24 protein-coding genes are annotated in these 24,477 nt (G+C 28.0%); 12 read left to right on the top strand and 12 right to left on the bottom strand.

Annotated features, from left to right (window positions below):
- The 4 genes from GQX97_RS10190 to coaD all read right to left on the bottom strand — a co-directional run bounded on the left by GQX97_RS10190 (position 1) and on the right by coaD (position 3,528).
- Entirely contained in the window at positions 1–1,035 is a 1,035-nt protein-coding gene (locus tag GQX97_RS10190; RefSeq protein WP_157151850.1) for a guanido phosphotransferase, read from the bottom strand.
- Positions 1,022–1,579, bottom strand: a complete 558-nt coding sequence (locus GQX97_RS10185) for a UvrB/UvrC motif-containing protein (protein ID WP_157151849.1) — start codon at positions 1,577–1,579, stop codon at positions 1,022–1,024. The genes GQX97_RS10190 and GQX97_RS10185 overlap by 14 nt, the downstream gene beginning before the upstream one ends.
- 110 nt (positions 1,580–1,689) lie before the next feature.
- Positions 1,690–3,000 carry a tRNA (N6-isopentenyl adenosine(37)-C2)-methylthiotransferase MiaB gene (miaB, locus tag GQX97_RS10180; RefSeq protein WP_157151848.1) on the bottom strand — a complete coding sequence of 437 codons (1,311 nt, stop codon included), beginning with the start codon at positions 2,998–3,000 and terminating at the stop codon, positions 1,690–1,692.
- A gap of 42 nt (positions 3,001–3,042) precedes the next feature.
- Entirely contained in the window at positions 3,043–3,528 is a 486-nt protein-coding gene (gene coaD, locus GQX97_RS10175) for a pantetheine-phosphate adenylyltransferase (protein ID WP_157151847.1), read from the bottom strand.
- Between the two features lie 164 nt (positions 3,529–3,692).
- Here coaD and lspA point away from each other — a divergent pair, with 164 nt between their 5' ends.
- Together lspA and GQX97_RS10165 are read left to right on the top strand one after the other, a co-directional pair.
- Positions 3,693–4,247 carry a signal peptidase II gene (lspA, locus tag GQX97_RS10170; RefSeq protein WP_157151846.1) on the top strand — a complete coding sequence of 185 codons (555 nt, stop codon included), beginning with the start codon at positions 3,693–3,695 and terminating at the stop codon, positions 4,245–4,247.
- 15 nt (positions 4,248–4,262) lie between these two features.
- Complete coding sequence (locus GQX97_RS10165; RefSeq protein WP_157151845.1) at positions 4,263–5,165, top strand: RluA family pseudouridine synthase; 903 nt, start codon at positions 4,263–4,265, stop codon at positions 5,163–5,165.
- 50 nt (positions 5,166–5,215) lie between these two features.
- Here GQX97_RS10165 and GQX97_RS10160 read toward each other — a convergent pair whose 3' ends face one another.
- Entirely contained in the window at positions 5,216–5,404 is a 189-nt protein-coding gene (locus GQX97_RS10160) for a hypothetical protein (RefSeq protein WP_157151844.1), read from the bottom strand.
- A 274-nt stretch (positions 5,405–5,678) separates the two neighbouring features.
- Here GQX97_RS10160 and GQX97_RS10155 point away from each other — a divergent pair, with 274 nt between their 5' ends.
- The 4 genes from GQX97_RS10155 to GQX97_RS14815 all read left to right on the top strand — a co-directional run bounded on the left by GQX97_RS10155 (position 5,679) and on the right by GQX97_RS14815 (position 9,532).
- The gene (locus GQX97_RS10155) at positions 5,679–6,728 is read left to right on the top strand and encodes a galactose ABC transporter substrate-binding protein (protein ID WP_157151843.1); all 1,050 of its coding nucleotides are present in this window, start codon (positions 5,679–5,681) and stop codon (positions 6,726–6,728) included.
- Between the two features lie 109 nt (positions 6,729–6,837).
- On the top strand, positions 6,838–8,340 hold the full coding sequence (gene mglA / locus GQX97_RS10150) for a galactose/methyl galactoside ABC transporter ATP-binding protein MglA (RefSeq protein WP_157151842.1): 1,503 nt from the start codon (positions 6,838–6,840) through the stop codon (positions 8,338–8,340).
- A 22-nt stretch (positions 8,341–8,362) separates the two neighbouring features.
- The gene (gene mglC / locus GQX97_RS10145) at positions 8,363–9,385 is read left to right on the top strand and encodes a galactose/methyl galactoside ABC transporter permease MglC (RefSeq protein ID WP_157151841.1); all 1,023 of its coding nucleotides are present in this window, start codon (positions 8,363–8,365) and stop codon (positions 9,383–9,385) included.
- 6 nt (positions 9,386–9,391) lie between these two features.
- Complete coding sequence (locus GQX97_RS14815; protein WP_198391213.1) at positions 9,392–9,532, top strand: hypothetical protein; 141 nt, start codon at positions 9,392–9,394, stop codon at positions 9,530–9,532.
- 582 nt (positions 9,533–10,114) lie between these two features.
- Here the strand turns inward: GQX97_RS14815 and msrA are convergent.
- The 4 genes from msrA to GQX97_RS10125 all read right to left on the bottom strand — a co-directional run bounded on the left by msrA (position 10,115) and on the right by GQX97_RS10125 (position 13,520).
- Positions 10,115–10,738, bottom strand: coding sequence for a peptide-methionine (S)-S-oxide reductase MsrA (msrA, locus tag GQX97_RS10140; RefSeq protein WP_157151840.1), 624 nt, complete (start codon positions 10,736–10,738; stop codon positions 10,115–10,117).
- Between the two features lie 21 nt (positions 10,739–10,759).
- The gene (msrB, locus tag GQX97_RS10135; protein WP_157151839.1) at positions 10,760–11,281 is read right to left on the bottom strand and encodes a peptide-methionine (R)-S-oxide reductase MsrB; all 522 of its coding nucleotides are present in this window, start codon (positions 11,279–11,281) and stop codon (positions 10,760–10,762) included.
- 92 nt (positions 11,282–11,373) lie between these two features.
- Positions 11,374–12,357 carry a hypothetical protein gene (locus GQX97_RS10130; RefSeq protein ID WP_157151838.1) on the bottom strand — a complete coding sequence of 328 codons (984 nt, stop codon included), beginning with the start codon at positions 12,355–12,357 and terminating at the stop codon, positions 11,374–11,376.
- Positions 12,354–13,520 carry a hypothetical protein gene (locus GQX97_RS10125; RefSeq protein WP_157151837.1) on the bottom strand — a complete coding sequence of 389 codons (1,167 nt, stop codon included), beginning with the start codon at positions 13,518–13,520 and terminating at the stop codon, positions 12,354–12,356. The genes GQX97_RS10130 and GQX97_RS10125 overlap by 4 nt, the downstream gene beginning before the upstream one ends.
- A 475-nt stretch (positions 13,521–13,995) precedes the next feature.
- On the opposite strand from GQX97_RS10125, the gene GQX97_RS10120 reads away from it, so the two are divergent.
- The 3 genes from GQX97_RS10120 (at position 13,996) to GQX97_RS10110 (ending at position 17,121) form a co-directional block, all read left to right on the top strand.
- On the top strand, positions 13,996–15,294 hold the full coding sequence (locus GQX97_RS10120; protein ID WP_157151836.1) for an O-acetylhomoserine aminocarboxypropyltransferase/cysteine synthase family protein: 1,299 nt from the start codon (positions 13,996–13,998) through the stop codon (positions 15,292–15,294).
- A gap of 306 nt (positions 15,295–15,600) precedes the next feature.
- Positions 15,601–16,638, top strand: coding sequence for a homoserine O-acetyltransferase (locus GQX97_RS10115; protein WP_157151835.1), 1,038 nt, complete (start codon positions 15,601–15,603; stop codon positions 16,636–16,638).
- 78 nt (positions 16,639–16,716) lie between these two features.
- Positions 16,717–17,121, top strand: a complete 405-nt coding sequence (locus GQX97_RS10110) for a hypothetical protein (RefSeq protein WP_157151834.1) — start codon at positions 16,717–16,719, stop codon at positions 17,119–17,121.
- A gap of 101 nt (positions 17,122–17,222) precedes the next feature.
- On the opposite strand, the gene GQX97_RS10105 is transcribed toward GQX97_RS10110, so the two are convergent.
- Entirely contained in the window at positions 17,223–18,509 is a 1,287-nt protein-coding gene (locus GQX97_RS10105) for a malic enzyme-like NAD(P)-binding protein (protein ID WP_157151833.1), read from the bottom strand.
- A 60-nt stretch (positions 18,510–18,569) separates the two neighbouring features.
- Complete coding sequence (locus GQX97_RS10100) at positions 18,570–20,189, bottom strand: peptide ABC transporter substrate-binding protein (protein WP_157151832.1); 1,620 nt, start codon at positions 20,187–20,189, stop codon at positions 18,570–18,572.
- 205 nt (positions 20,190–20,394) lie between these two features.
- Here GQX97_RS10100 and GQX97_RS10095 point away from each other — a divergent pair, with 205 nt between their 5' ends.
- From GQX97_RS10095 to GQX97_RS10085, 3 genes are all read left to right on the top strand, one after another.
- A complete protein-coding gene (locus GQX97_RS10095; protein WP_157151831.1) occupies positions 20,395–21,306 on the top strand; it encodes a tol-pal system YbgF family protein in 912 nt (303 codons plus the stop codon).
- Between the two features lie 192 nt (positions 21,307–21,498).
- Positions 21,499–22,080: a chromate transporter gene (locus GQX97_RS10090; RefSeq protein WP_157151830.1), complete on the top strand. Its 582-nt coding sequence runs from the start codon at positions 21,499–21,501 to the stop codon at positions 22,078–22,080.
- A 2-nt stretch (positions 22,081–22,082) separates the two neighbouring features.
- Positions 22,083–22,676: a chromate transporter gene (locus GQX97_RS10085; protein WP_157151829.1), complete on the top strand. Its 594-nt coding sequence runs from the start codon at positions 22,083–22,085 to the stop codon at positions 22,674–22,676.
- Here GQX97_RS10085 and GQX97_RS10080 read toward each other — a convergent pair.
- Entirely contained in the window at positions 22,663–24,453 is a 1,791-nt protein-coding gene (locus GQX97_RS10080) for a glycosyltransferase (protein WP_157151828.1), read from the bottom strand. The genes GQX97_RS10085 and GQX97_RS10080 overlap by 14 nt on opposite strands.
- Positions 24,454–24,477: the final 24 nt, after the last annotated feature.

Here is a 24,477-nt window from a genome sequence, read left to right as displayed (position 1 = left end):
TTATTGTTGATTCATTATATTTCTTAATGCAGCAGCCCTCATCTCATAAACTTTTTTATACTTTTTTTTGTTGCTAAACATTGATTTTAAATGATTATTTTTAGAGATAAATATCATATAAGATAAAGTATCTAAATCTATATCATCAATAATATTGCAATCTAAACCAACTCTAAGCCATAAATTATGCTTTATAAACTCCATATAATTCATAACCCTAGCATTCGATAATATAGCTCTGCTCCTATAAACTTTATCTTCTATATTGAGTCTATCTATATTTTTTATTTTTGAACGCATCTTTTTTTCTTTGTCTAAAATATAATTTACGATTTCAAGCATATTATCTAAAACATCTTTTTCTGAAAGCCCCATCATAGTTTTATTTGTTATATTAAGTACAGGCATTGTTCTTCCTGCTCTAATTGATATGTCAAAACCTTTTTTTGATGCCTTATTAATAAAATATTCTATATTATCTGGGGTTTTCCATATTAAAGCTGGTATTGCCATAGATACTGTGAGATTCATTGCAATGCCTATTTTTTCTGGAGAGCTAGTTAAATATCCAAATTTTTTATTAAAAGCAAAATCTATTTTTTTATCTAATATGCTTTCTATTTTATAAGCTCTATTAAAACATTCTTCTATTTCTAAGCCTCTAGCTATAGTTTGTATTTCGCAATGTTCATTAGAATTTATTAAAATAGATGTTTCCTCGTCTTCATCCATATAAAGCGAAGCATTTAGGAGATTTCTTTTATTTGGTATTGTAAGATTTTCTTTTAAAAGCTTAATTTCTAATGGAGCAATCTCTCTTAACTTTATTTTTTCAAGATGAATATCTAAGATTTTAAGTTCTTCTATTTCTTTTGTTAGAATGCTGTCGATTTTTTCTATATCATCTTTATCTATATGATTATAGAATCTAATATTGTCTATATTTCTATATATGGATACTTTAGAATATAAAATAATATTATCTTCTAAGCCTTTTTTATATATCCACTTAGCAATATTATTATCTGTGAACATCTTTATTTTCACTTAAAGTTTCTTTTATATTTAAAGTTTGTTTAAGGTTTTCTATTTTATTTTTAATAATAGAAGCTTCTTCATAGTTTTCTATTTTTATTAGCATATCCATAGTAGCTTCATATTGTTTAATTTTCTCTTCTATATCTCTATTGGTGAGATTTTTATTAGCAACTCTTCCTAAGTGCTTATTATAAGTATGTATTTTTCTTACATGTTTAGCTATGTTTTTAGAGAAGTTTTCATAACATTTAGGACAAGACATTATACCTGTTTTCATAAACTCTCTTAAAGAATAACCGCAAGAAGGGCATATTTTATCTTTTATTTTATGTTTTTTGTTATTTTTCTTTTTTATATTAACAACAGGTTTAGATTCTGGAAATATTGTATGCAAGTTATTAAATTCAAGTTCTATGCATTTTTCCATTATATTCATTTTTTTCTCGCATTCTTCACAGATATGCATTTCGTATTTTTCATTACCTATAGATTCTTTTATATGTAAAACAGCAAGATTCTTGCCACAAATATTACAACTCAAGATGCTACCCCTAAAATTATTATAATAAAATTTTACCATTTAACAAAAAAAATTGCAAATATATAAACAGAAAATGAATTTTTTTTTCACAAATTATTTGAATATTTTTTTTATTTTATTAAATTTCCAATTAAAGTATGATTTTTTATCTCAGTTATTTCAGAGTAATAGATATCACCCATATTAAGTTGTTCTTCTTTTTTTATTAACACTATTCTATTTTCTTTGCTTCTGCATAAATAGTGCATATTATCTTTAGCAATATCATCTATCATTATATAAGCTTTTTTGCCCACTTGCTTTGATAGTAATTTTTGAGCTAATTCTCTTTGGAAGTTAACTATTTGAGTGAGTCTTCTTGCCCCTGCCGCCTTATCATATTGAACTTTCTTTTTGTATGCAATAGAGCCTTCTCTCTCAGAATATTTATATAAATAAGCTTCTTCAAAACCAATACTTTCAAGTAAAGCTAGTGTTTCTTGATATTCTTCTTCAGTTTCATCTGCATAACCTACTATAATATCTGTAGAAATAGGAAAATCATCAGCATGCTCTCTTAAATATGATACTTTTTTAATATATTCTTCTTTTGTGTATTTTCTATTCATTAAAGATAATATTCTATCTGAACCACTTTGAAAAGGCAAATGTATATGCTTACATAAACTGTTTAAGCTCCATATGGCATCAGCGAGTTCTTTATCAAAATCTTTGGGGTGAGAAGTTAAAAACCTTATCCACACCTTATCTTTTGCTTTTTCTTCTATAACTTTGTCTATTTTATATAATAATTCTGTAAAGTTTATTTCATTATCAATATCAAGCCCATAAGAATTAACATTCTGCCCAAGAAGCGTAATCTCTTTAGCTCCTTCGTCAATGAGTCTTTTTAATTCGTCTAATATCTCACTAGACTTTCTGCTAATCATCTTTCCTCTTGTGTGAGGCACTATACAGTATGTACACCAGTTATTACATCCGTGCGTGATTGGTATGAAAGCCTTATGCAGTTTATCTTCATCAACATAAGACTTATTAAATATGTAATTGTCATTAAACTTCCTTACAAAAACCTCTTCGTCTTTTAAGTAGTCTATAATATTAACTTCATTGTATACGTCAAATATCTTATCAACTCCCAAACTTTCAAGATGTTCTTTAGAAGTTTGAGCCATACATCCCATGATGATGATTTTTGTGTCTTTTTTGTTTTTCTTTCTGTTGGCATTAAATAGCTTTACTCTTGAAAAAACTCTCTCTTCAGCATGTGCTCTTACACTGCATGTGTTTATTATAATATTATCAGCATTTTCATAGTTTTCTGTTTGTATAAAGCCTTCTTGCATAAGTGAGTTTATTAAACTATTTGAATCTGCTTTATTCATTTGGCAGCCGTAATTTTCTAAGTAAAAATTTTTCATATTCTATTCTTTATTCTTTTTGATATTTTATTTATTTTTTTATTATTTTATGAATTTGGATTTAATATCATCTATTAAAACTTCTGGAACTAAACCATCTATAGGACCATTAAATTTAAGTATCTCTTTAATGAGTGATGAACTTATATAAGCATAATGCTCAGATGTATGTAAAAATATTGTATCCATCTCTGGGTATAATAATTTATTCATTCTTGACATTTTAAGCTCATAATATAAATCTTCGCTGTCTCTTATTCCTCTGGCTAATACTTTTATATTATTTTGTTTCATATATTCTGTAACAAGTCCAGATATAGAAACTATTTTTATTGTATCATTATTTCCAATCACTTTTTTAATCATCGCCTTTCTTTCTTCTATAGTGAAAGTTGGAGATTTTTCTAAGTTTACAGCTACAGATATATACACTTCTTCAAATATATCAGCAAGTCTATAGAGAACATCAAGGTGTCCCAAAGTAAAAGGGTCAAAAGTACCCGGAAATATTACCTTTCCATTTTTCATAATAGTAGATTATATACAAAAAAATATATAATATCAATATAAAAGAGTTATTTTTAAATCATATTAATTTGTAAATATAATTTTTTAATTTAGGTTTTGTAGGTTGTAATTTTTATTAATATAAATTATTATTAGCACTTGATTATATAAGGAATTTGTTTTTTATGAGTAAGATTTTATTGCAGATAAAAGAAAAAAAGATATATTTTTTAATATCCATATTAATATTTATAGCGGACACTGTTTCAAAATATTTTGTTGATAAATATTTACAGGTTATTGGTTATAAAAAAATTATTGGAGATTTATTAGTATTTATATATACAAGAAATTATGGTGTTTCTTTTGGTTTTCTTAATAATGTTCCAGAGGTTATACAGCATATAATACCAGAGTTTTTAAAGGTTGTTGTTTTTTTGGCAATGATTGTTGTATTTTATATTATAACTATAATAGATAAGAAAAAACAGAGAATATCTATTGTTGGTTTTAGTATGGTGCTAGGCGGAGCTATGGGCAATTTATTAGATAGAGTTATGAGAGGCTTTGTAACAGATTTTATTAATATGGGATTTAATTTAAATATTAGATTTCCTTGGAATTATAATATTGCTGATGCTGCCATCACTATAGGGATTGTTGTTATAGCTATAGGGGTATTTTTATTTAAAGAAGATTTTGATAGTTCATTTAAAAAAGAAAAAAAAGAAAATAAATAATAAAAATAATGATAGATGTATAAGTTTTCAATAGAAGAAAAAGATTTAAATAAAAGACTAGATATATTTGTAAGCGATAAATTAAATATAAGCAGGTCTCAGGTAAAAAATTATTTATCTTGCATACTAGTTAATGGTAATATAAAAAAACTTTCATATTCTCTAAAGCTTAATGATATTGTAGAGATAAACATAAAAACAAATAATAATAATAATAAAGAAGATGAAGATATATTAGCAGAGAATATTGATTTGGAAATTTTGTATGAAGATGAATATTTACTAGTTGTAAATAAACCTTGTAATATGAGTGTTCATTGTTCTTCTTCTGAAAAGAGCGGCACTTTGGTTAATGCTTTGCTTTATCATATAAAAGATTTTAATTTTGTTGGAGATAAAAGCAGGGCAGGCATTATACATAGATTGGATAAAGATACTTCTGGTTTAATGATTGTAGGAAAGAATGCTGATATAGTTTCTGCTATTCAGGAGCAATTTAAAAATAGAACAATAAAAAAGATTTATCATGCTATAGTTGTAGGAGTTTTAAGGGAAAACTTTTATGAAATTAATTTACCTATAGGCAGGCATAGTATATATAGAAAAAAAATGACAGTTCGTGAAGACGGTAAGAAGGCTTTGAGTTATATAAAGGTATTAAATAGATTTAAAAAGCATAGCTTAATAGAGGTTAATATTAAAACAGGCCGTACTCATCAAATAAGAGTTCATTGTTCATATAAAGGCTTTCCTGTAGCTGGTGATAAGATTTATTCTAAAAGTTATTCTAACTATAGTAATTTAATGCTTATAGCAAAAGAGATAGAGTTTACTCATCCTATTAGCAAAGATATTATGAAATTTGAAGTTGATTATACGGATTATTTTAAAGATTTTTTGATTTCAGATGAAATTTAAAAGATAAGCCAATTGATATATTTTTATTACAATTGGCTTATATTAGTTTTTTAAGCATATACATCTAAACTCTTTCCTAAATTATAATTTACTAAAACTGAAGTACCTTGTCCAGAAACAAACTCATTTAATCTGCTCATAGAGTCAGATAAATTATAAACGTTAAGCCCTGCACTATACATATGTCCAGTTAGTGGAAACATTTTAGATGAATAAATAGAATTAATAGATACATTCATTTTTAACCTCCAAATGTTTTATATGTATATTATCGGATTTTAGTTATTATTTTTTATAATATATGTAAAATAATTAAAAATTTAGTAATTTTTTTGTAAAAAAATTATAGTTCTAAATTGTATATTTATAAATTATAATAATTTTAATATTTTTATAATGATATGAAATATGTATTTGATAGGTTTTTTATTTAAATATTAAAAACTTGATTTAGTGCATAAAATTTATATACTAAAATTATAGAATATTAATTAAATTAAGGAGTTTTCTATTATGAGAAAAATATTCATTATAAGTTCTATGCTTATAATAGCAACAATTTTTATGCTATCTTGCGGCGGCGGCACTAGTGATAATGCAGCAGCTTCAGATGCTAATGGTCCACTAATTGGAGTTACAATTTATCGTTATGATGATAACTTCATGTCTTTCTACAGAAGAAACATAGAAAGTAAAATTGCTGGAAAAGCTAATTTAATAATTAACGATTCTCAAAACAACCAAGCTCAGCAAAATGACCAAGTAGATGTTATGATCAATAAAGATGTTAAAGCTTTGGCAATTAACTTAGTAGACCCTCAAGCAGCTCAAACTATTATAGACAAAGCTAAAGCTAAAAATATACCTGTAGTATTCTTTAACAAACAGCCTAGTGCTCAAGCTATGGCTAGCTATGATAAAACTTGGTATGTAGGTACTACTCCAGAAGAATCTGGTGATATGCAAGGAAAAATCGTTGTAGATGCTTGGAAAGCAGATCCTACATTAGATAAAAATGGTGATGGTGTTATACAATATGTATTAATTAAAGGCGAACCAGGCCACCCAGATGCAGAAGCAAGAACTTCTCATGTAACTATGTATATTACTAACAATGGTCTTAAAGTAGAAAAATTAGAAGAATTAAATGCTAACTGGGATACTGCTAGAGCTAAAGATATAGTAGATGCTTGGATACAAAAATATGGTGACCAAATAGAATTTATTTTTGCTAACAATGATGCTATGGCTTTAGGTGCTTTACAGTCTATACAAGCTTTAGGATACAACACTGGCGACAAAGCTAAATATATCCCTATAGTAGGTGTAGATGCTATTCCTGATATGTTGAACGAAATCAAAAAAGGAACAATATTAGGTTCAGTACTTAATGACCCAGTTGGACAATCACAAGCTCTTGTAGATTTAACATTAAATGTTGCTGCTGGCAAAGATCCAGTAGAAGGTACTACTTGGACTTTAGATGAAGTAAAAGCAGTACGCGTTCCTTATGTTCCTATAACTGCAGATAATATTACTATAGCTGAAGAAGCTTATAAGTAATAATCATTTTTATGAATGGGGATATTATTTTTACATAATGTCCCCAATTTCATATTTTTAATTTTGTATATCGTGTTTTTTTAAGTGTAATTTTAAGGATTTTATTTTTATGGAAGAGAGAAAAGTAATTCTTGAGATGAAGGGCATATCAAAATATTTTCCCGGTGTTCAAGCTTTGGATAAGGCTGAACTTGTTGTGAGAGAGGGAAGTGTTGTTGCTCTTATGGGAGAGAATGGTGCTGGAAAATCCACTCTTATGAAATGTTTATTTGGTATTTACCATAAAGATGAAGGAACAATATTATTAGACGGAAATGAAGTTAATTTTAGTTCTCCAAAACAAGCTTTAAATAATGGTGTAGCAATGGTGCACCAAGAGCTTAATCAGGTTAGGCAAAGAAATATACAGGATAATATTTGGCTTGGTAAATATCCTACTAAATTTGGATTTGTAGATGAGAAGAAAATGTATGATGATACTAAAGCTATTTTTGATGATTTAGAAATACCTTTAGACCCTAGAACTAAAGTATCTACATTATCAGTATCTGAAATGCAAATGGTTGAAATAGCAAAGGCAGTATCATATCATTCTAAAATACTTGTTTTAGACGAGCCTACTAGTTCGCTTACAGAAAAAGAAGTTGCTAAATTATTTAAGATAATAAGGAAACTTCAAAGCCGCGGTGTAGGTATGATATATATTTCTCACAAAATGGAAGAGATATTGCAGATATCTGATGAAGTTACTATAATGCGTGATGGTAAGTTTGTTTCTACCACTCCTGCAAAAGAATTAACAACTGACCTTATTATTAAACAGATGGTGGGTCGTGATTTAACTAATAGATTCCCTCCTAAAACTAATAAACCTGCTGAAGGAATTTTGGAAATTAAAAACTTTACAGCATTCTATCAGCCTTCGCTCACTGATATTAATTTTAGTGTGAGAAAGGGTGAGATTTTTGGTATAGCTGGTCTTGTTGGTGCAAAAAGAACTGAGGTACTTGAGAGTATATTTGGTATGCGTACTTTATCAAGCGGAAGTATTATTAAAAATGATAAAGATATTAAAAATAATACAACAAGAAAAGCTATTAAACATGGATTTGCTTTGGTAACAGAGGAGAGAAGACAAACTGGTATATTTGGTATGCTCTCTATTAATTTTAATTCTATAATAGCTAATGTAGATAATTATAAAGGTAATTTTGGATTTTTGAATAATAAGAAGATGAGAGATGATACTAAATGGGTAATAGATAGTATGCAGGTAAAGACTCCTTCAGAGAAAACTGCCATACAATCATTATCTGGAGGTAATCAGCAGAAGGTAATATTGGGCAGATGGCTTTTGAGTGCTCCTGATATTCTTATGCTTGATGAGCCTACTAGGGGTATTGATGTAGGGGCAAAATATGATATATATAAACTTATAATAGATTTAGCTACGGAAGGTAAGACTATTATTATGGTTAGCTCTGAGATGCCTGAGTTGCTTGGTATAACTGATAGAATAATGGTTATGAGTAATGGAAGGGTTGCGGGTATAGTTGATACGGCTAATACTAATCAAGAAGAAATAATGGCATTATCTGCCAAATATTTATAATTTATTAATAAAGGAATAATATATGTCAGACAAAAATTCTACTATAAACAAAATATTAAAATTTATACTGAATAATGCCATATTTGCAGCACTTTTACTTATACTTATTGGTATTATTATTAAAGAGCCATCTTTCTTTAGACTTAGCAACTTTGTAAACATTTTTGCTCAGGCTTCTACTCGTATGATTATTGCTGTTGGTATTGGTACTTTATTAGTAACTCAGGGTAACGACCTTGGTGCTGGTAGGGCTGTAGGACTTGCTGCTGTTGTTAGTGCTTCTCTTTTACAATCTACTAGTAACCCTACTAGAATGTATCCTGATTTACCTATGCTTCCTGTTATATTACCTATACTTTTAGTTATGCTTATACTTATGGTATTTGGTTTTATAAATGGATTCATCATTTCTAAACTTTATGTAACTCCATTTATTGCTACTTTAGGTATGCAGCTTATACTTTACGGTGTTACTAGTACTTATTTTGACAGACCTCCTTATGGTGCTCAGCCTATTGGAGGACTTGACCCTCGTTTTACTAATCTTGCTCAGGGCGGTATAAAAGTAGGCGGGCTTACAATATCATACTTGATAATATTCGCCGTGATTATTACTCTGATTATGTGGGTGATTTGGAATAAAACTAAATTGGGTAAAAACATATTTGCTGTAGGTGGTAACCCTGAAGCTGCTGCTGTGAGCGGTGTAAACATTCCTCTTACTCTTATGATAGTTTATACTATGGCTGGTGCTTTATATGGTATAGCTGGTTCTTTAGAGGTTGCTAGGGTTGGTTCTGCTACAAACAACTTAGGTAACGGTTATGAGCTTGATGCTATTGCTGCTTGTGTTGTAGGCGGTGTTTCTTTCTCTGGAGGTATTGGTTCTATTTTGGGTATTGTATCTGGGGTTTTGATATTCCAAGTTATTAACTACGGTATGACTTTCGTTGGTATTTCACCTTATATGCAATACATTATTAAAGGTGCTATCATCATTGCTGCTGTTGCTGTTGATACTCAAAAATATTTGAAAAAGGTTTGATGAATCGTGGAAAATGATCCTTTTAGAAGAGAGTTTAATAAAAAAGAGACAAGAAAAAGAACTATTAAGTCTTGGATATTTTTTGGATTTGTGTTTCTAATTTTTTTGATAGCTGAATTGATTAGATATATCAAGGGCTTAATGTAGTGATTTATTAATAATAGAGCTATTGCTAATAATTAGTGATAGCTCTTTTATTTTATTAAATAATTTTTAATATATACCTAAAAAACTATACTTTGTAATTTATTTTTTATTCAACTTTTCCCGCCTCACACGCGTGGACTTCGTCAAAGTTTTTGCCTCCGGACACGCTTCGCGAAAGTGTAAATGTCTTAACTTTATATATCAGAATTATATAAATATAATACTTATATTTTGCCTAAAAATGCAGTCTTTTTGGTTCTTTTGGTCACAAAAAGAACTGGGGGTGTGGGGGCTAGTCCCCGCAAACAATATTTAAAACTAAATTTTTAGTGTGCTTAAACAACTACATATTATTATTTTTACAAATATTTTATTGTTCTTTTTCCCGCAGCTCGCACCCATACCTAAAGGTACTTCCTACGGTCGCAGGCAGTTCCTTCGGTCGCGGTGCGGACTTCGTCAAAAGAACCAAAAAGTGCAAATAAAAAAATAATACTAATTATATTTTATATGTAATATAATTAGTATTATTTTAAAACAATATAAATATTATTAATTCAGTTTTTAAACAAAAACTCATTATTAAAATATTTTGTTATAGAAATGGCAATAAGGTATAGAGCCTTTTCTCTCATAATAATCTTGATGATAATCTTCTGCTGGATAAAAGTTTTTATATTCTCTTAAAGTTGTTGCCACATCATAACGTTTTTCTTTAAGCATGTCTATATATTTTTGAGCTATTTCTTTTTCTTCTTCTGTTTGATAAAAAATAGCTGATAAATACTGTGAACCTATATCAGGACCCTGACCATTTTTTTGAGTAAAGTCATGAGTTTCAAAGAATAGTTTAACTAAATCTTCATAAGTAGTTTCATCAGGATTATAAGCAACCTGTACAGTTTCTAAATGTCCTGTTAGACCAGTGGATACTTCTCTATATGTTGGGTTTATTTTATGTCCTCCTGCATATCCGCTTACAACTGCATATACTCCTTTTCCTTTTTCAAACCAATATTCAGTGCCCCAAAAACAGCCTGAAGCAAAATAGGCGTATTTAACATTTTCTGGAATCATTTTTGTCTCCTCCTTATTTTCTTTAATACTTGAAGATTCTTTAATATTTGTAGATTCGCTATTTAATTTTTCATTACAGGATATTAAAGAAAATATGGATATTATTGTCATTAATACAATTTTTTTCATATTATAGTTTTTACCTCATTGTTATTTATTTGTAGTACTATCATTAGTTTTATCAAAGTCTGCTTTATTAACAAAATTTAAAGATACAGAATTAATGCAATATCTAGTTTGTTTGTCAGTAAAGCCTTCATTGTAGAAAACATGTCCTAAATGACCTCCGCATTTTGCACAAGTTACTTCTACTCTGCATCCGTCTTTTACAAATTTTATGTTTTCAGCTATTGCATCATCAAAACTAGGCCAACCTGTACCAGAATTAAACTTAGCATCAGATTTAAACAATAAGTTTCCGCATAATTTACAAGTATAAACCCCATCATCTTTTACATCTAAAAGTTCTCCTGTAAAAGGAAACTCTGTGCCTTTGTTTATTAACACGTCATATTCTTTTGATGTTAATTTTGATGCCGCTACTTTTATATCAGAATTAGCAATATTATTATTTGATGTATTATTTGTTTGCTGTGCTATTATATTTTTTATCTCTTTTTCATTACAAGCTGCAAATATAATAGATATTGTTAAAAGTAATATTTTATACAATTTTACACTCCTCTTAAATAAATTATTCTTTTAAATAAAAACAAAAATCATAGACCACTCTATAAATATAATAAAAAAATATATATTTGCAATTATTTATATAGCTTTAATGGAAAAGTTAATGTTTTTCCGCTTCTAATATCTAATATATTTCCAGTAGTATCTATAATCTTAGTTCCAAACATAGTTGTAAATCTTTTATATTTTATGTTTACAGGCAAAAGCAAATATTCTATATTACCTGTGTCTATATCTATTCTATAAAGTATCATATTTTCTTTTGGGGTTTTATCATTTTCCACATTGTCTTTTGCTATAGCGGGGTTATCAAAATATATTTTTTTCTCTAAATAAAATATTCCTCCGTCATACTCACAATTAAACACAGATGATAATTCTACTTTCCATACTATTTTTTTATTGCTATAGAGAGCTATTGATTTATTTGATTCCATCAATATAAAGTCTTTTCCTATAGAATATACATTAGTTACTTTCATATTTGGATTTTCTAATTGTATTTTACCGTCATTTAAAGTAAGCAGATTTACCTGATATAATATTTTATTGTTTACAGCAGATGGATATGTAAACATAGTTCTTTTTTCATCAAAAGCACCATCAGTTATAAATGTATTTTCTTTTAATGTATATGCTATTTTTTTCTCTTCAATATTATATAAAAAAACATTAGTTCTATTAAATTCTTTAGCTCTGCATATTATTAATTTAGGATTAGCAGTAAAGAATGCCTCATAAACATACATTCCAGATAATTCTAAAAATACTTTATTAGTACCTATTTCTATAATTTTTAATGTATTATTTGAATTATTAATATTATCTACAGATATAGTTATTATTTTTTTGCCGTCTAGAGATAAGTCTAGTATAGAATAGGATTTAGCATTCTTATGAAATATTCTGCATTTATCAAGACTAAAATCATAGAAGAAACTATTATAAGAACCTTTAAAATATGGAGTAAATATGCCTCTATTATTTTTTTTATCTATATAGATATAATAGTCTTTTTTATCCGTTTTATTAAAAATAACATTCTGTTTTATTATCATAAGTTCTTATCCTTTTCTTCATTAATTTTTACTTCCATAAGCAGATCTATTTTTGCATCGCTTTTATTTTCTAATATAGCATAGTTATCATATAATTCTATTACTTTTGCATTTGTTACTAAAGTTTTTTTAGTTTTGTAAAATCTATATATATAAAGCATTTCACTAGTATACCAAAAATCTCCATTAGCATTTTCTCTTGTTTGTCTATAAACAGAAGAAGAAGTGTTATTATTAATATTGTTATTATTATATTGTTTTGATATGTTACTTTTTTGATTAGTATTGTTAATTAATGTTTGATTACTATTATTTGTATTACTATTATTTGTAATATATGAATTAGTATCATTGTTATGAACTACGAAATTATTTGGGTCTATATTATTTGTTAATATTCCGTTAGTTAAAGAACTTTGTTTTCTTTCGTTTATTTTGTTTATAAGGTATTCATTATTAGGAGGCAAATCCAAATATTTTTCTACACGATATATTCCAAACTCATCTCCTATTTTTATATTATTTCTTTTTCCTAAATTGATAAATATTTTATCATCTTCTATTCTTGTTACACTTCCAATTAGAGGAGGAATTTCTAAAAAATCTGATATTTCATTAGCTATATTATTAAAAGCTACAATACTAGCCCAGCCCAATGCACTTTCATAAAATAAAGCATCTTCAGAGTTATATATAGGACTATTTCCGGGAAGCACATAACTTGCAGAATTAGTAAAAGTTTTAACTGTTTTTAAAGTGTTTATATCTATAAGATTAACTTTAAACTCTACATTAGCTGTATCTTTACCCCCCTGTTTTAGACTGAAATCAATAACCTCTCCAGTAATTAAATAATCAGATTCAAAAGTTTCTTTAACAAAATCACTAGCTACAGTTAAATTTGTAGATAAGGCTTTATAATCCATAACATTGTCATAGGATGTAAAATATGATATAAGCAAATCATAATCACTTACATCAAACATATGGGTATTTCTTAAAGACATTTCAAAAGCTCTAGGCATGCCATCATCAACCATGTATTTTTCTATCCACTCTTTATCTTTGCTTAGAAATGGAAGCACAGTTACTTTTACACTATATAAATTAGAGCTAAATAATGTTAATAAAAATAGCAGTGAAATAATTTTATATTTTAACATATAATTAATAATCTTTTCCTATATCTTTCTCTTTTTCCCTTTTCTCATAGGTTGTTATTGTACCTATTGATACAAAAGCTAATAACAATCCAACAATAAATATCATTTTTCTTAAAATATTCATTTTATAATACCTTTTATTTTATTGTTAACTTATATTATATATTAAGGATATACCAATTTCAATACTATTATAAATCTTTTAAAAAATATGTGAATAATTTTCTAAAAGTTTTAATAATTACTATTGACAATAGTGTGTTTTTTATATATAACATATTATTAAAATATAAAATTTTAAGGAAATGTAAAATATTTATGAATAATGCAGTTATTATTAAGAATATGCTTTGTCTCATGCAAAAAACAATTACGGCTGCATAAAATATAATAAATATTAATTTTGTAATTACAGCCGTCAAGTTTTTGGCGGCTTTTTTATTTTTAAATTACAACAAAATATTTAGGAGTTTATATGTCAAGACAATTAAAATTTGAAACTTTATCTGTTCATGCAGGACAGGAGAATAATGATGTATTTGGAAGCAGGGGAGTACCTATATATAAAACAACTTCTTATATGTTTAAAAACTCTAAACATGCTGCTGATTTATTTGATTTAAAAGAGTTAGGCTATATTTACACAAGATTAGGCGACCCTACTACAGACGTATTAGAAAAAAGAATTACAGCAATGGAAAACGGTAAATCTTCTATAGCAGTATCTTCTGGAACAAGTGCTATATTTAATACTATGATTACCATATGCGAGGCGGGCGATGAGATATTATCATCTTTTAGTTTGTATGGAGGCACATATTCGCAGTTTGCTGCCATACTTCCAAAATTTGGAATTAATACAAACTTTGTTGATGCAAAAGACCCAAAAAACTTTGAAAAGGCAATTACTAAAAAGACAAAGGTAATATATATAGAAACAATATCAAACCCTTCATTAGATTTTACAGATATAGAAGAAGTGGCAAAAATAGCTCATAATAACAATATACCATTAATAGTAGACGGCACCTTTACAACTCCATATTTGCTTCAAACAATAAACTATGGAGCTGATATAGTAATTAATTCTCTAACCAAATGGATTGGCGGACATGGAAGCAGTGTTGGAGGGGCAGTTACAGATGCAGGTAAGTTTAATTGGAAAGATGATAAGTTTACATTGTTTACTCAGCCTGATGCTAATTATCATGGTTTAAAATGGGCTTATGATTTGCCTGAAGAGTTAAGAGATATTGCTTTTACTATGAGATTTAGAACTGTGCCATTAAGAAACTTAGGGGCTTGTTTGTCTCCTGATAATTCTTGGGTATTTATACAGGGAATGGAGTCTTTATCTTTGAGAATGGATAGGCATTCATTTAATGCTATGAAGGTTGCTGAGTTTTTAGAGAAAGATGATAGGGTTGAGTGGGTTAGGTATCCGGGGCTTAAAAATGATCCTTCTTATAATGTAGCTAAAAAATATTTGAAAGATAATAAGTTTGGGGGTATGGTTGTATTTGGCATAAAGGGCGGATATGATGCTGCTGTTAAGTTTATAGACAATATAAAACTATTTTCTCATCTTGTTAATGTGGGAGATGTTAAGAGTTTGGTTGCACATCCTGCTTCTACAACGCATTCTCAATTATCTGAGGAAGAGTTAATAAATGCAGGTATTACTAAAAACTTCATAAGACTTTCTATAGGAATAGAGCATATAGATGATATATTATATTATCTTGATGAGGCTTTAGCTATAGCGAGTAAATAATATATATTTTAAAAACTATTGATAAGAATTAATTACAAAATTTTTTTTAATAAAAAAAATAATATATTATATATTTTTTAAGTTATAGTTTTGGTATATAAAATTGCAGTCTTTTTGCTTCTTTGGGTCATACCTAAAGGTACTTCCTTCGGTCGCCCTGAAGGACTTCCTTCGGTCGCAAAAAGAAGTGGGGTTTTACCCTATGGGTACGCTTCGCAGGGGGCAAAGCCCCAATCATTAAATTAATAATAATACTATTATACATTATTAGTAGTTTTGAAATAAGTTTAATAATTAGGATAAGTTATGATAGAGTATTTTGATTATAATAAAACTTTTAAATTTGAAAACTCTGCTGCTATAGATAATTTAAAAATAGCATACACTACAAATGGTAAATTAAATGATAAAAAAGATAATGCCATATTGATTTGCCATGCTTTTACAGGGGATAGTGATGTTTTAACTTGGTGGAGCAATTTTGTTGGCAAGAGAAAGGCTATAGATACAGATAAATATTTTGTAATATGTTCAAATGTACTTGGAGGATGTTATGGCACTACTGGTCCTTCATCAAAGAAACCAAATAGTAATTTATGCTATGGTACAGATTTTCCAAGTTTTACTATGAAAGATATTGTAAAGGCTCAAAAATTATTAATAGATTATTTGAAGATTGATAAGCTTTATGCTATTGTAGGCGGCTCTATGGGAGGAATGCAGGTTTTAGAGTGGAGTGCATCATACCCAAATATGATGGATAAATTAATCATTATAGCAAGCTGTATGACACATTCACCTATGCAAATAGCTTTTAATGAAATATCAAGACAAGCTATTACAGAAGATTCAGAATGGTATGGAGGTAAATATTACGGAATATCCACTCCAGATAATGGGCTTGCTTTGGCTAGAATGCTTGGGCATATTACATATATGAGCGAAGAGTATATGAGAAAAAAATTTGGAAGAAGAAGAAAAAAGGCTTTAAAATATTTTACTCCTTCTTTTGAAGTAGAAAATTATTTGCATTATAATGGGGAGAAGTTTAGTGAGAGATTTGATGCTAATAGTTTTTTATATCTTACTAAGGCTATGGATTTGTTTGATGTGAGAGATGATATAAAAAAAATAAAGAAGCACTCTATAGAAAAAGTTCTTGTAATATCATTTGTATCAGATTGGCTTTATCCGAGTTATCAGTCTGAGGATATAGTAAAAACTTATAGAGAACTTAATATTGATACTGAGTTTCATGAATTAAAATCAAATTATGGACATGATGCTTTTTTGCTTAAAAATGATGAACAGACAAGATATATAAAAAACTTTTTAAACTCTTAATAATATTTGTTTTTTATGGAACTTTTGTATTTTGGAGTTCGTCTAATAATATTATTAATAACATTTATGGAGATAAACATGAAACAGGTTTTAAGCATTATTTTTATTGTATCAATTTTATCAGTATCAGCTTTTGCTAAGGGTAATAATAATTATTCGTCTTATAATAAAGGTAATAGTTATTCTTATTATGATGGAGAAGTTTATAATTATGGATATTTTATTTATAATTCTGCTTCTCTCACTAAAGAACAATTAGCTGAAATAACAAAATTAAAAACTGAATATCAGCCAAAGATTTCTGAATTAAGACAAAAAATAAATTCAGAAAAGGCAAAAATACGTTTAGAAATGCTTAAAGAAAATCCAGACACTGAGATAATTAATAGTTCAATGAACTTAAATATCGAATATTCAAAAGAGCTTCAAAATATATCAAATGAGTTTTTAGCTAAATACAGAGCAATAAAAGGCATTAAGTAATTAATAATAAATCAGGAAAAAACAAAAAAGAGAATTTATAATAAAATAAATTCTCTTTTTTATTTGCATTTATTATGTATTAATTAAAAAATATATTTTTATTAATCCCAATATTTTTTCATTCTCTCTTTTAGAGAAGCCTTATATTTTTCAAAATCAGTGATAGGCTCTCTAGCAAGCCCTTCTTCACAAGCAGCCTTAGCAACAGCAGGAGATACCCACTCTATAACCCTAGGGTCAAAAGGTTTAGGTACTATATAATTTTTTCCAAACTCAAAAGTTTTGTTTCCATAAGCCTTAAAAACTTCCTCAGGCACTTTTTCTTTAGCAAGAGCTGCCAAAGCTAATGATGCAGCCATTTTCATTTTTTCTGATATAGCTTTTGCCTTCACATCTAAAGCACCTCTAAATATAAAAGGAAAACCTAATACATTGTTAATCTGATTAGGATAATCACTCCTTCCTGTAGCCATAATTAAATCATCTCTTATAGCTACTGCTTTTTCGTATTGTATTTCAGGGTTAGGGTTAGCCATAGCAAATATTATAGGGTTTTTAGCCATAGATTTAACCATATCCTCACTAACACAATCAGCAACAGAAAGCCCAGCAAATACATTAGCTCCTTTCATAGCTTCTTCAAGATTTTTTATTTTTAAATCTGTTGCAAACTCTCTTTTCTCTTCTGTAACAGATTCTATTCTATCTTTAGTGATAACGCCTTTACTGTCGCACATAATTATGTTTTCTCTAGGTACCCCAAATGCTACAAACATTTTAGCACAAGAAATACCCGCAGAACCAGCACCATTAAAAACTATCTTAGCATTTTTTTTGTCTATATTTGAAATCTCTAAAGCATTAATTAAAGCAGCAGAACATATTATAGCTGTACCATGTTGGTCATCATGAAACACTGGTATATCGCATTTTTCTATTAGAGTTTTTTCTATTTTGAAGCATTCAGGAGCTTTTATATCTTCGAGGTTAATTCCGCCGAATGTAGGCTCTAATGCTTTTACTATCTCTATAATTTTATCAGGATTCTTTTCATTTACTTCTATATCAAAAACATCAATATCAGCAAAGCGTTTAAATAATATACCCTTTCCTTCCATAACAGGTTTTGAAGCCAAAGCACCTCTATCACCCAAACCAAGTATTGCAGTGCCGTTTGAAATAACTGCAACTAAATTCCCTTTGGAAGTGTATTTGTATGCATCGTTTGGGTTTTCTGCTATTTCAAGTACAGGTTTAGCAACTCCCGGAGTATATGCTAAAGATAAATCATCAGCAGTTTTACATGGCTTTGTTGCTATAACCTCTAATTTTCCAGCTTTTCCCTTAGAATGATATTCTAATGCTTTTGTTTTTAATTCATCTGACATAATATTATTTTCCTTAAATTATTATAGTTATAAAAAATTAATAATTATTAAAATATAGTATTATTTATTTGTACTTTTAGTTACTTCTATATAACAATAATTAAATTTATGTCTTCCTAAAGGACTTAATACCACATTTTTTAGTATAGGGTTAATCATAAATAAATCTGTTCTATAATAAAGCGGTATTACAGGCATTTCATCCATAAGTATAGCCTCAGCTTCTTTCATAGCATTCATTCTAACATTATTATCTGCAGAAGTTTTTGCTATATTAATATAATTATCATAATTAGCATTTGAAAAACCTGAATGATTAACTCCGCTATAGCTAGCCATTATTTCAAGCATAGTCATAGGGTCATTATAATCCCCAGTCCAACCCATTCTAGCCATATCATAATCTTTATCTAATAAAGTTTGTAATGTAATAGGAAACTCTTCTTGTAATAGTTTAATATCTATATTTAAATTATTTTTCCACATTTGCTGTATAGCCTCTCCAATAAGTACATAAATACCGGGAGATACTTTTAATTCTAAAACAGGAAAGCCCTCACCATTTGGATATCCAGCTTGAGCCATTAATTGTTTTGCCTTCTCAACATTAGCTAAATAAGTTTTATTATTAATATATTCTTGATTTTCAACTCTAAATGTAGCATTAGAACCTTTAATAGTAGGTGCTACAAATGCTCCTGCAGGTGTTTGTCCGCCTTTAGTTACATTTATTACTAAATAATTTCTGTCTATTGCTAAAGCTAATGCTTGTCTTACTCTTTTATCTTTTAAGGCACTATTTGTAATATTAAGTTCTATATAGTAAGTTCCAATAGCATTATTTTCAATTAATGAATTATCAGCTTTTAGAGCCTCAATTTCTGAAGAAGGCGGTTCTAATGCAGAGAAATGTATAGAAGCATTTTTAATTCCAGACATAGCTGTATTTGGTTCGCTCATTAATACGAAATTTATTTTTTTAGCTACTTGCTCATCTGGGTTATAATAATTTTTATTTGCAGTAAACACTATTTTTTCATCTATTAATCTTTCTGTCATACTATAAGGACCATTTCCTATATAAGTTTCTGGTTTTAGAGTCCATTCATCACCATAAGTATTTATAATATCTTCTCTTAATGGCATAAATATTCCAGTAGAAGATATAAACTCAAGAAAATATGGTAAAGGATTAACCAATGTTACTTCAAATGTATAATCATCTATAGCTTTTACTGCCAATTCATTATAGTTCATAGTGCCTTCATTTATTTCTTTAGCATTTTTTACTATTTCCATCATGTATGCATATTCTGCAGCAACACTAGGATCAACGCTTCTCTTCCAAGCATATTCAAAATCTTTAGCTGTAACATTTTTTCCATCAGACCATAAAGCGTTTGTTCTTAAATGAAATGTATATACAAGTCCATCTTCTGATATATCCCATTTCTCTGCCATACCTCCCTGAACATTATTATTAGCATCCATTTTAGTTAACCCTTCAAATGCATGAAGTATATAGCAAGATACAGCGTTTAATGAGTTTAATGTTGGGTCTAGAGTTTTTGGCTCTGGACCCATATTGATAGATATAGCCTCATTTACAATTGAACTTTGTTTTGTACAAGATATAGTATATATAAAAACAAAAGATATAATTAATATTAACTTTTTCATTTTTAATACTCCTAAAGATTTTTTACATTATATGATATGTTTATGCAAAGTCAATAAAAAATTTCTATAAATAATAATCTTTGATAATGAAAAATTATTTATAAAAAGACAAGTATTTGAAAATATATAAAAGAGTGATTAAAAATCCTAATATTTTGTTGTATATTTCCGAGAATATTACAGAATTATATTTTTGGAGCATAAAATGATGAAAAAAGCTTTAGTAATAGTTTTAAGTTTAATTTTTATAATATCTTGTAATAAAAAAGATGATAATATTCAAAATGATTATCTTAGTCAAATAGAAAATGAATATAATCAAAATACAGGCAGTAATGTAGTATTAGAAACAGATAATACAACAGTTGAAGATACAGGAATATTAACAGATAATCAATATTATGATGCAACAATGAGTAATGATATTTATACTCAAACTCCTATGCCGCCAGCTAATAACAATGTATATGCAACAACAACTCCTCCTCCAGCAAACACACTTGCTGCAAGAGGTCCAAGAAAAGCTACTATAAATAATTTCTATAGCCCTTGGGCAGATACACACAGAACAGACCCTTTAATAATACAAGAAATTAGAGTAATGATAGCAAATAAAGAATATATTCAAGCTAAAAATTATATAGATAGATTAGATTTTAATAATTTACCTGCTAATGTTGATTTAGGTCAATTATATCAATTTAAAGGAATAGTTCACTATTTCTTATCACAATCTGATAGATCTAATATTGCTATAGCTAATGATTCATTTAAAATGGTTGCAGCTTCTACAAAAATAGAGAAGTTTAAGCCTTTATCATTATTATGGAATGGTATGTTATATCAAACTTATTCTAATGATCCTAATGAATTGCAAAATGCTGTTTCATTGTTTGACAACATTATCAATTCTTATCCTAGAACAAGATTTGCTAATGATGCTATTTTCTATAAAGCTTTAACACTTAAAAAAATGGGAAGACCTGCTAATGAATATAATGATTTATTCTTATCAGTTAAGAGAGGCGGATTTGCTGATACTTTAGTTTTCTCTCAAAGAGTTAATGATTATGTTCCTGCTGCTGGATTAGTTGATGAACAGATGATGCAGTATTAATATAATTTATAATAATATGATTTTTATAAGATAATGGCAATTTTTAATGATTGCTATTATCTTTTTTTATATTTTTGGTTATAAGAAATTTTAATAAAAAATATCTTTATATTTTATTGTTGACAATTTATTTAACTAATATTATCTTATATAAAATTAAATACTAAATTATTATAGAAAATAGGATTGTATATGATAGAGGAAGAAAAAAAAGAAGAACCAAATAAGATTTCTGCACTTACAATGTTTATTTCGTTTTTTTATATAGGTCTTGTTACAATAGGGGGAGGACTAGCCATGCTTCCTATTATGCAAGAAGAGTTTGTTGATAAGAGGAAATTTTTAACTAAATCTGAGATAGTGGATGTATTTGCATTAGCACAGAGCATACCGGGTGTTATAGCAGTTAATACTTCGCTTCTTACTGGTTTTAAAATAGCAGGAGTTTTTGGCGGTATAATGGCTGGTATTGGGGTTATGATGCCTTCTTTTATTATTATACTTATAATAGCCCCTATATTTGAAAAAGTACAAAACTTAGAATATGTAAATAAGGCCTTTTTAGGCATAAAAGGGGCAATAGCAGCTTTAATACTTCTCTCTGCTTATGATATGGGAAAGAGTGTTTTAAAAAATAAATTCACTGCTATACTTTTTATTTTAAGTTTTATTTTGGTTGTATTTCTTAATTTTAATGTTATATACACTTTGCTTCTCTCTGCTTTTTTGGGTTGGCTTTATTATTTAATTAGCAAAAGATTTATTAGGAATTAATAATGATATATTTTAGATTATTTTATATATTTGCAAAGCTTGGAATTTTTACTTATGGCGGTGGTTATGCCATTATAGCACTACTTTTAGGGATATTAGAAGGCTATGGATGGATTAGCTCTAGCGAGTTTTCTAATCTTGTTGCTATATCTCAAGTTACTCCGGGACCTATAGCTATTAATGCTGCTACTTTTGTTGGGTATAAAGTTGCTGGTGTGTTGGGTTCTTCTGTTGCTACTTTTGGAATATTTTTGCCTGCTTTTATAATATGTATGATTGTATCTAAGTTTTTTTATACTTTAAAAAACAATGAGCAGTTTAATAGTATAATGAATGGGCTTAGAGTATGTGCTGTTGCTTTAATCTGTTCTGCTGTTATTACTTTTTGTAAAGATGCTTTTTCTGTAAAATTAACTGAAACATCTATACTTAATAATATATCATTTATAAAAAATATTTTTAATTATATAAGTCCTGTAGGTTTATTTATATTTGCTTTATCTATATTTTTGAAAAAGATAAGGGTAGCTGGAAAGAAAGTGCCTATTATAGCTATAATATTAATAGCAGCTGTAATTGGAATTATTTTGTATTAATAAAGCCTTGTATAAAACCTTTTATAAAGAAAAGTCCATAAGTGAGATGTGATAAAAATATACCTATAGCTTTGCAAAAACCCTTTGTAAGAGAGAGTGTACTAATCCAACTTCCTATTAAACATAATGCATAAAAACTATGTGGAAATAATAATAAAGCAAGAAATATATTTTTATTAATTGCTGGTATTAAATTATTTAAAACTTGAGGCAAATTAAAATATAATGCAATCGGCAGAAAAATAGTATAAATTAAAAATATTGATGGTATAAAGTATGATAAAGCTAATGAGTTTCCGCCGAATCTTTTTACAAAATATCCTCTATGCCATGCGTAGCCTTTTAACTGCTTGAAATGCCCAAAAAATAAATCTCTTCTATGATGATAAACCAAAGCTTCTGGAGTATATAATATTTTTTCTTTAATCTTCATTATATTATTGCAAAGAATAGTATCTTCACCAGGCCAATATTCGCTATCAAACCCTCCAGCTCTTTCATAAAGCTCTCTTGTTATTATAAAATTGCAGCTTGGATAATCATTAACATATTGAACTTTATCTGGTACATATCTTGCCTTATGTTTACCGCTCATGAGTGTTGAACTATAAATAAGCCCGCTAATTTGTTTTGAGAAATTATCTTTTTGGGTGTTAACAGCGGGGCCCCCAAGAGCATACACTTTCTTGCTTTCCATAGCCCTTAATGAATTCAAAAGCCAATCTTTTTCTGGGTATGTGTCATCATCTAAGAATGCTAATATACTTCCTTTAGATTTTTTTACCCCAATAGCTCTTTTTATCGCTGGAGGAAGCTCTCCTGTTTCTATTATTTTTATTCTTTCATCTTTAAAAAGTTCTATATCAATTTCTTCGTTTGTATATTTGTCTGGAAGTATTATCACTTCAAAGTTTGTATATATTTGTTCGAGTAAATATTCAGTTTCTTCTTTTATATAATCATTGATTTTTTTTAATGGTATAATAATACTTACTAATGGTTTTTCTTTTAATTCAGAAAACAAATTATCATAAAAATGAATAATATTAAGTCTATAAAATATTGCTAAAGTATCAATAAATGTTCTCCACAAAATAGAAAATCTAATAAAACCAAAATGTCTATTAGGGTTCACTATTACAGGTGCAGAAACTATTTTTTTATTGTTAGAATTGCATGCTACTAATACTTCCAAATCATAAGCAAATGCTTTTACAAGTATTCTAGGAAAAATATTTATTATAGCATCTCTTTTAAAAAGCTTTAATCCTGTTTGAGTGTCTTGTATTGGAAGATGAAAAAATATCTTTACAAACATAAAATATATAAAAGAAATAAGTTTGCGTATATTAGAATAATTAACAATAGAATCTTTATGTCTTTTAGAGCCTATAACAACATCAGCATTTTCTTTTTGCATGATATCAAAAAAGTTTTCTAATTGAGAAGGGTCTATTTCCATATCGCCATCACAAAATATTATATATTCACCGCTAGAAACTTCACATGCTCTCTTTAATGCATGACCCTTGCCTTGATTTTCTTTGGCATAAACTCCTATTATGTTTTTTAAATTTTTATTTTTATGCTGAGAGTTTAAGCATATTTTTTTTATCTCTTCTTTTGAATTATCACTGCTTCCATCATCAGAAATAATTATCTCAAAGTTCATAAAAAATGGAGAAACTTTTTCTATAAGTATATTGATGTTTTTTTCTATGGAGTTTTCTATATTATATACAGGAACTAATATAGACACTAATTCATTTATTATCATATTTGCTACTTTTATACAATTGAT

The sequence above is a fragment of the Brachyspira sp. SAP_772 genome, assembly GCF_009755885.1.
In the GTDB taxonomy this organism is placed as follows: Bacteria; Spirochaetota; Brachyspiria; order Brachyspirales; family Brachyspiraceae; genus Brachyspira.
This window is presented reverse-complemented; position numbering and strand designations above follow the sequence as displayed.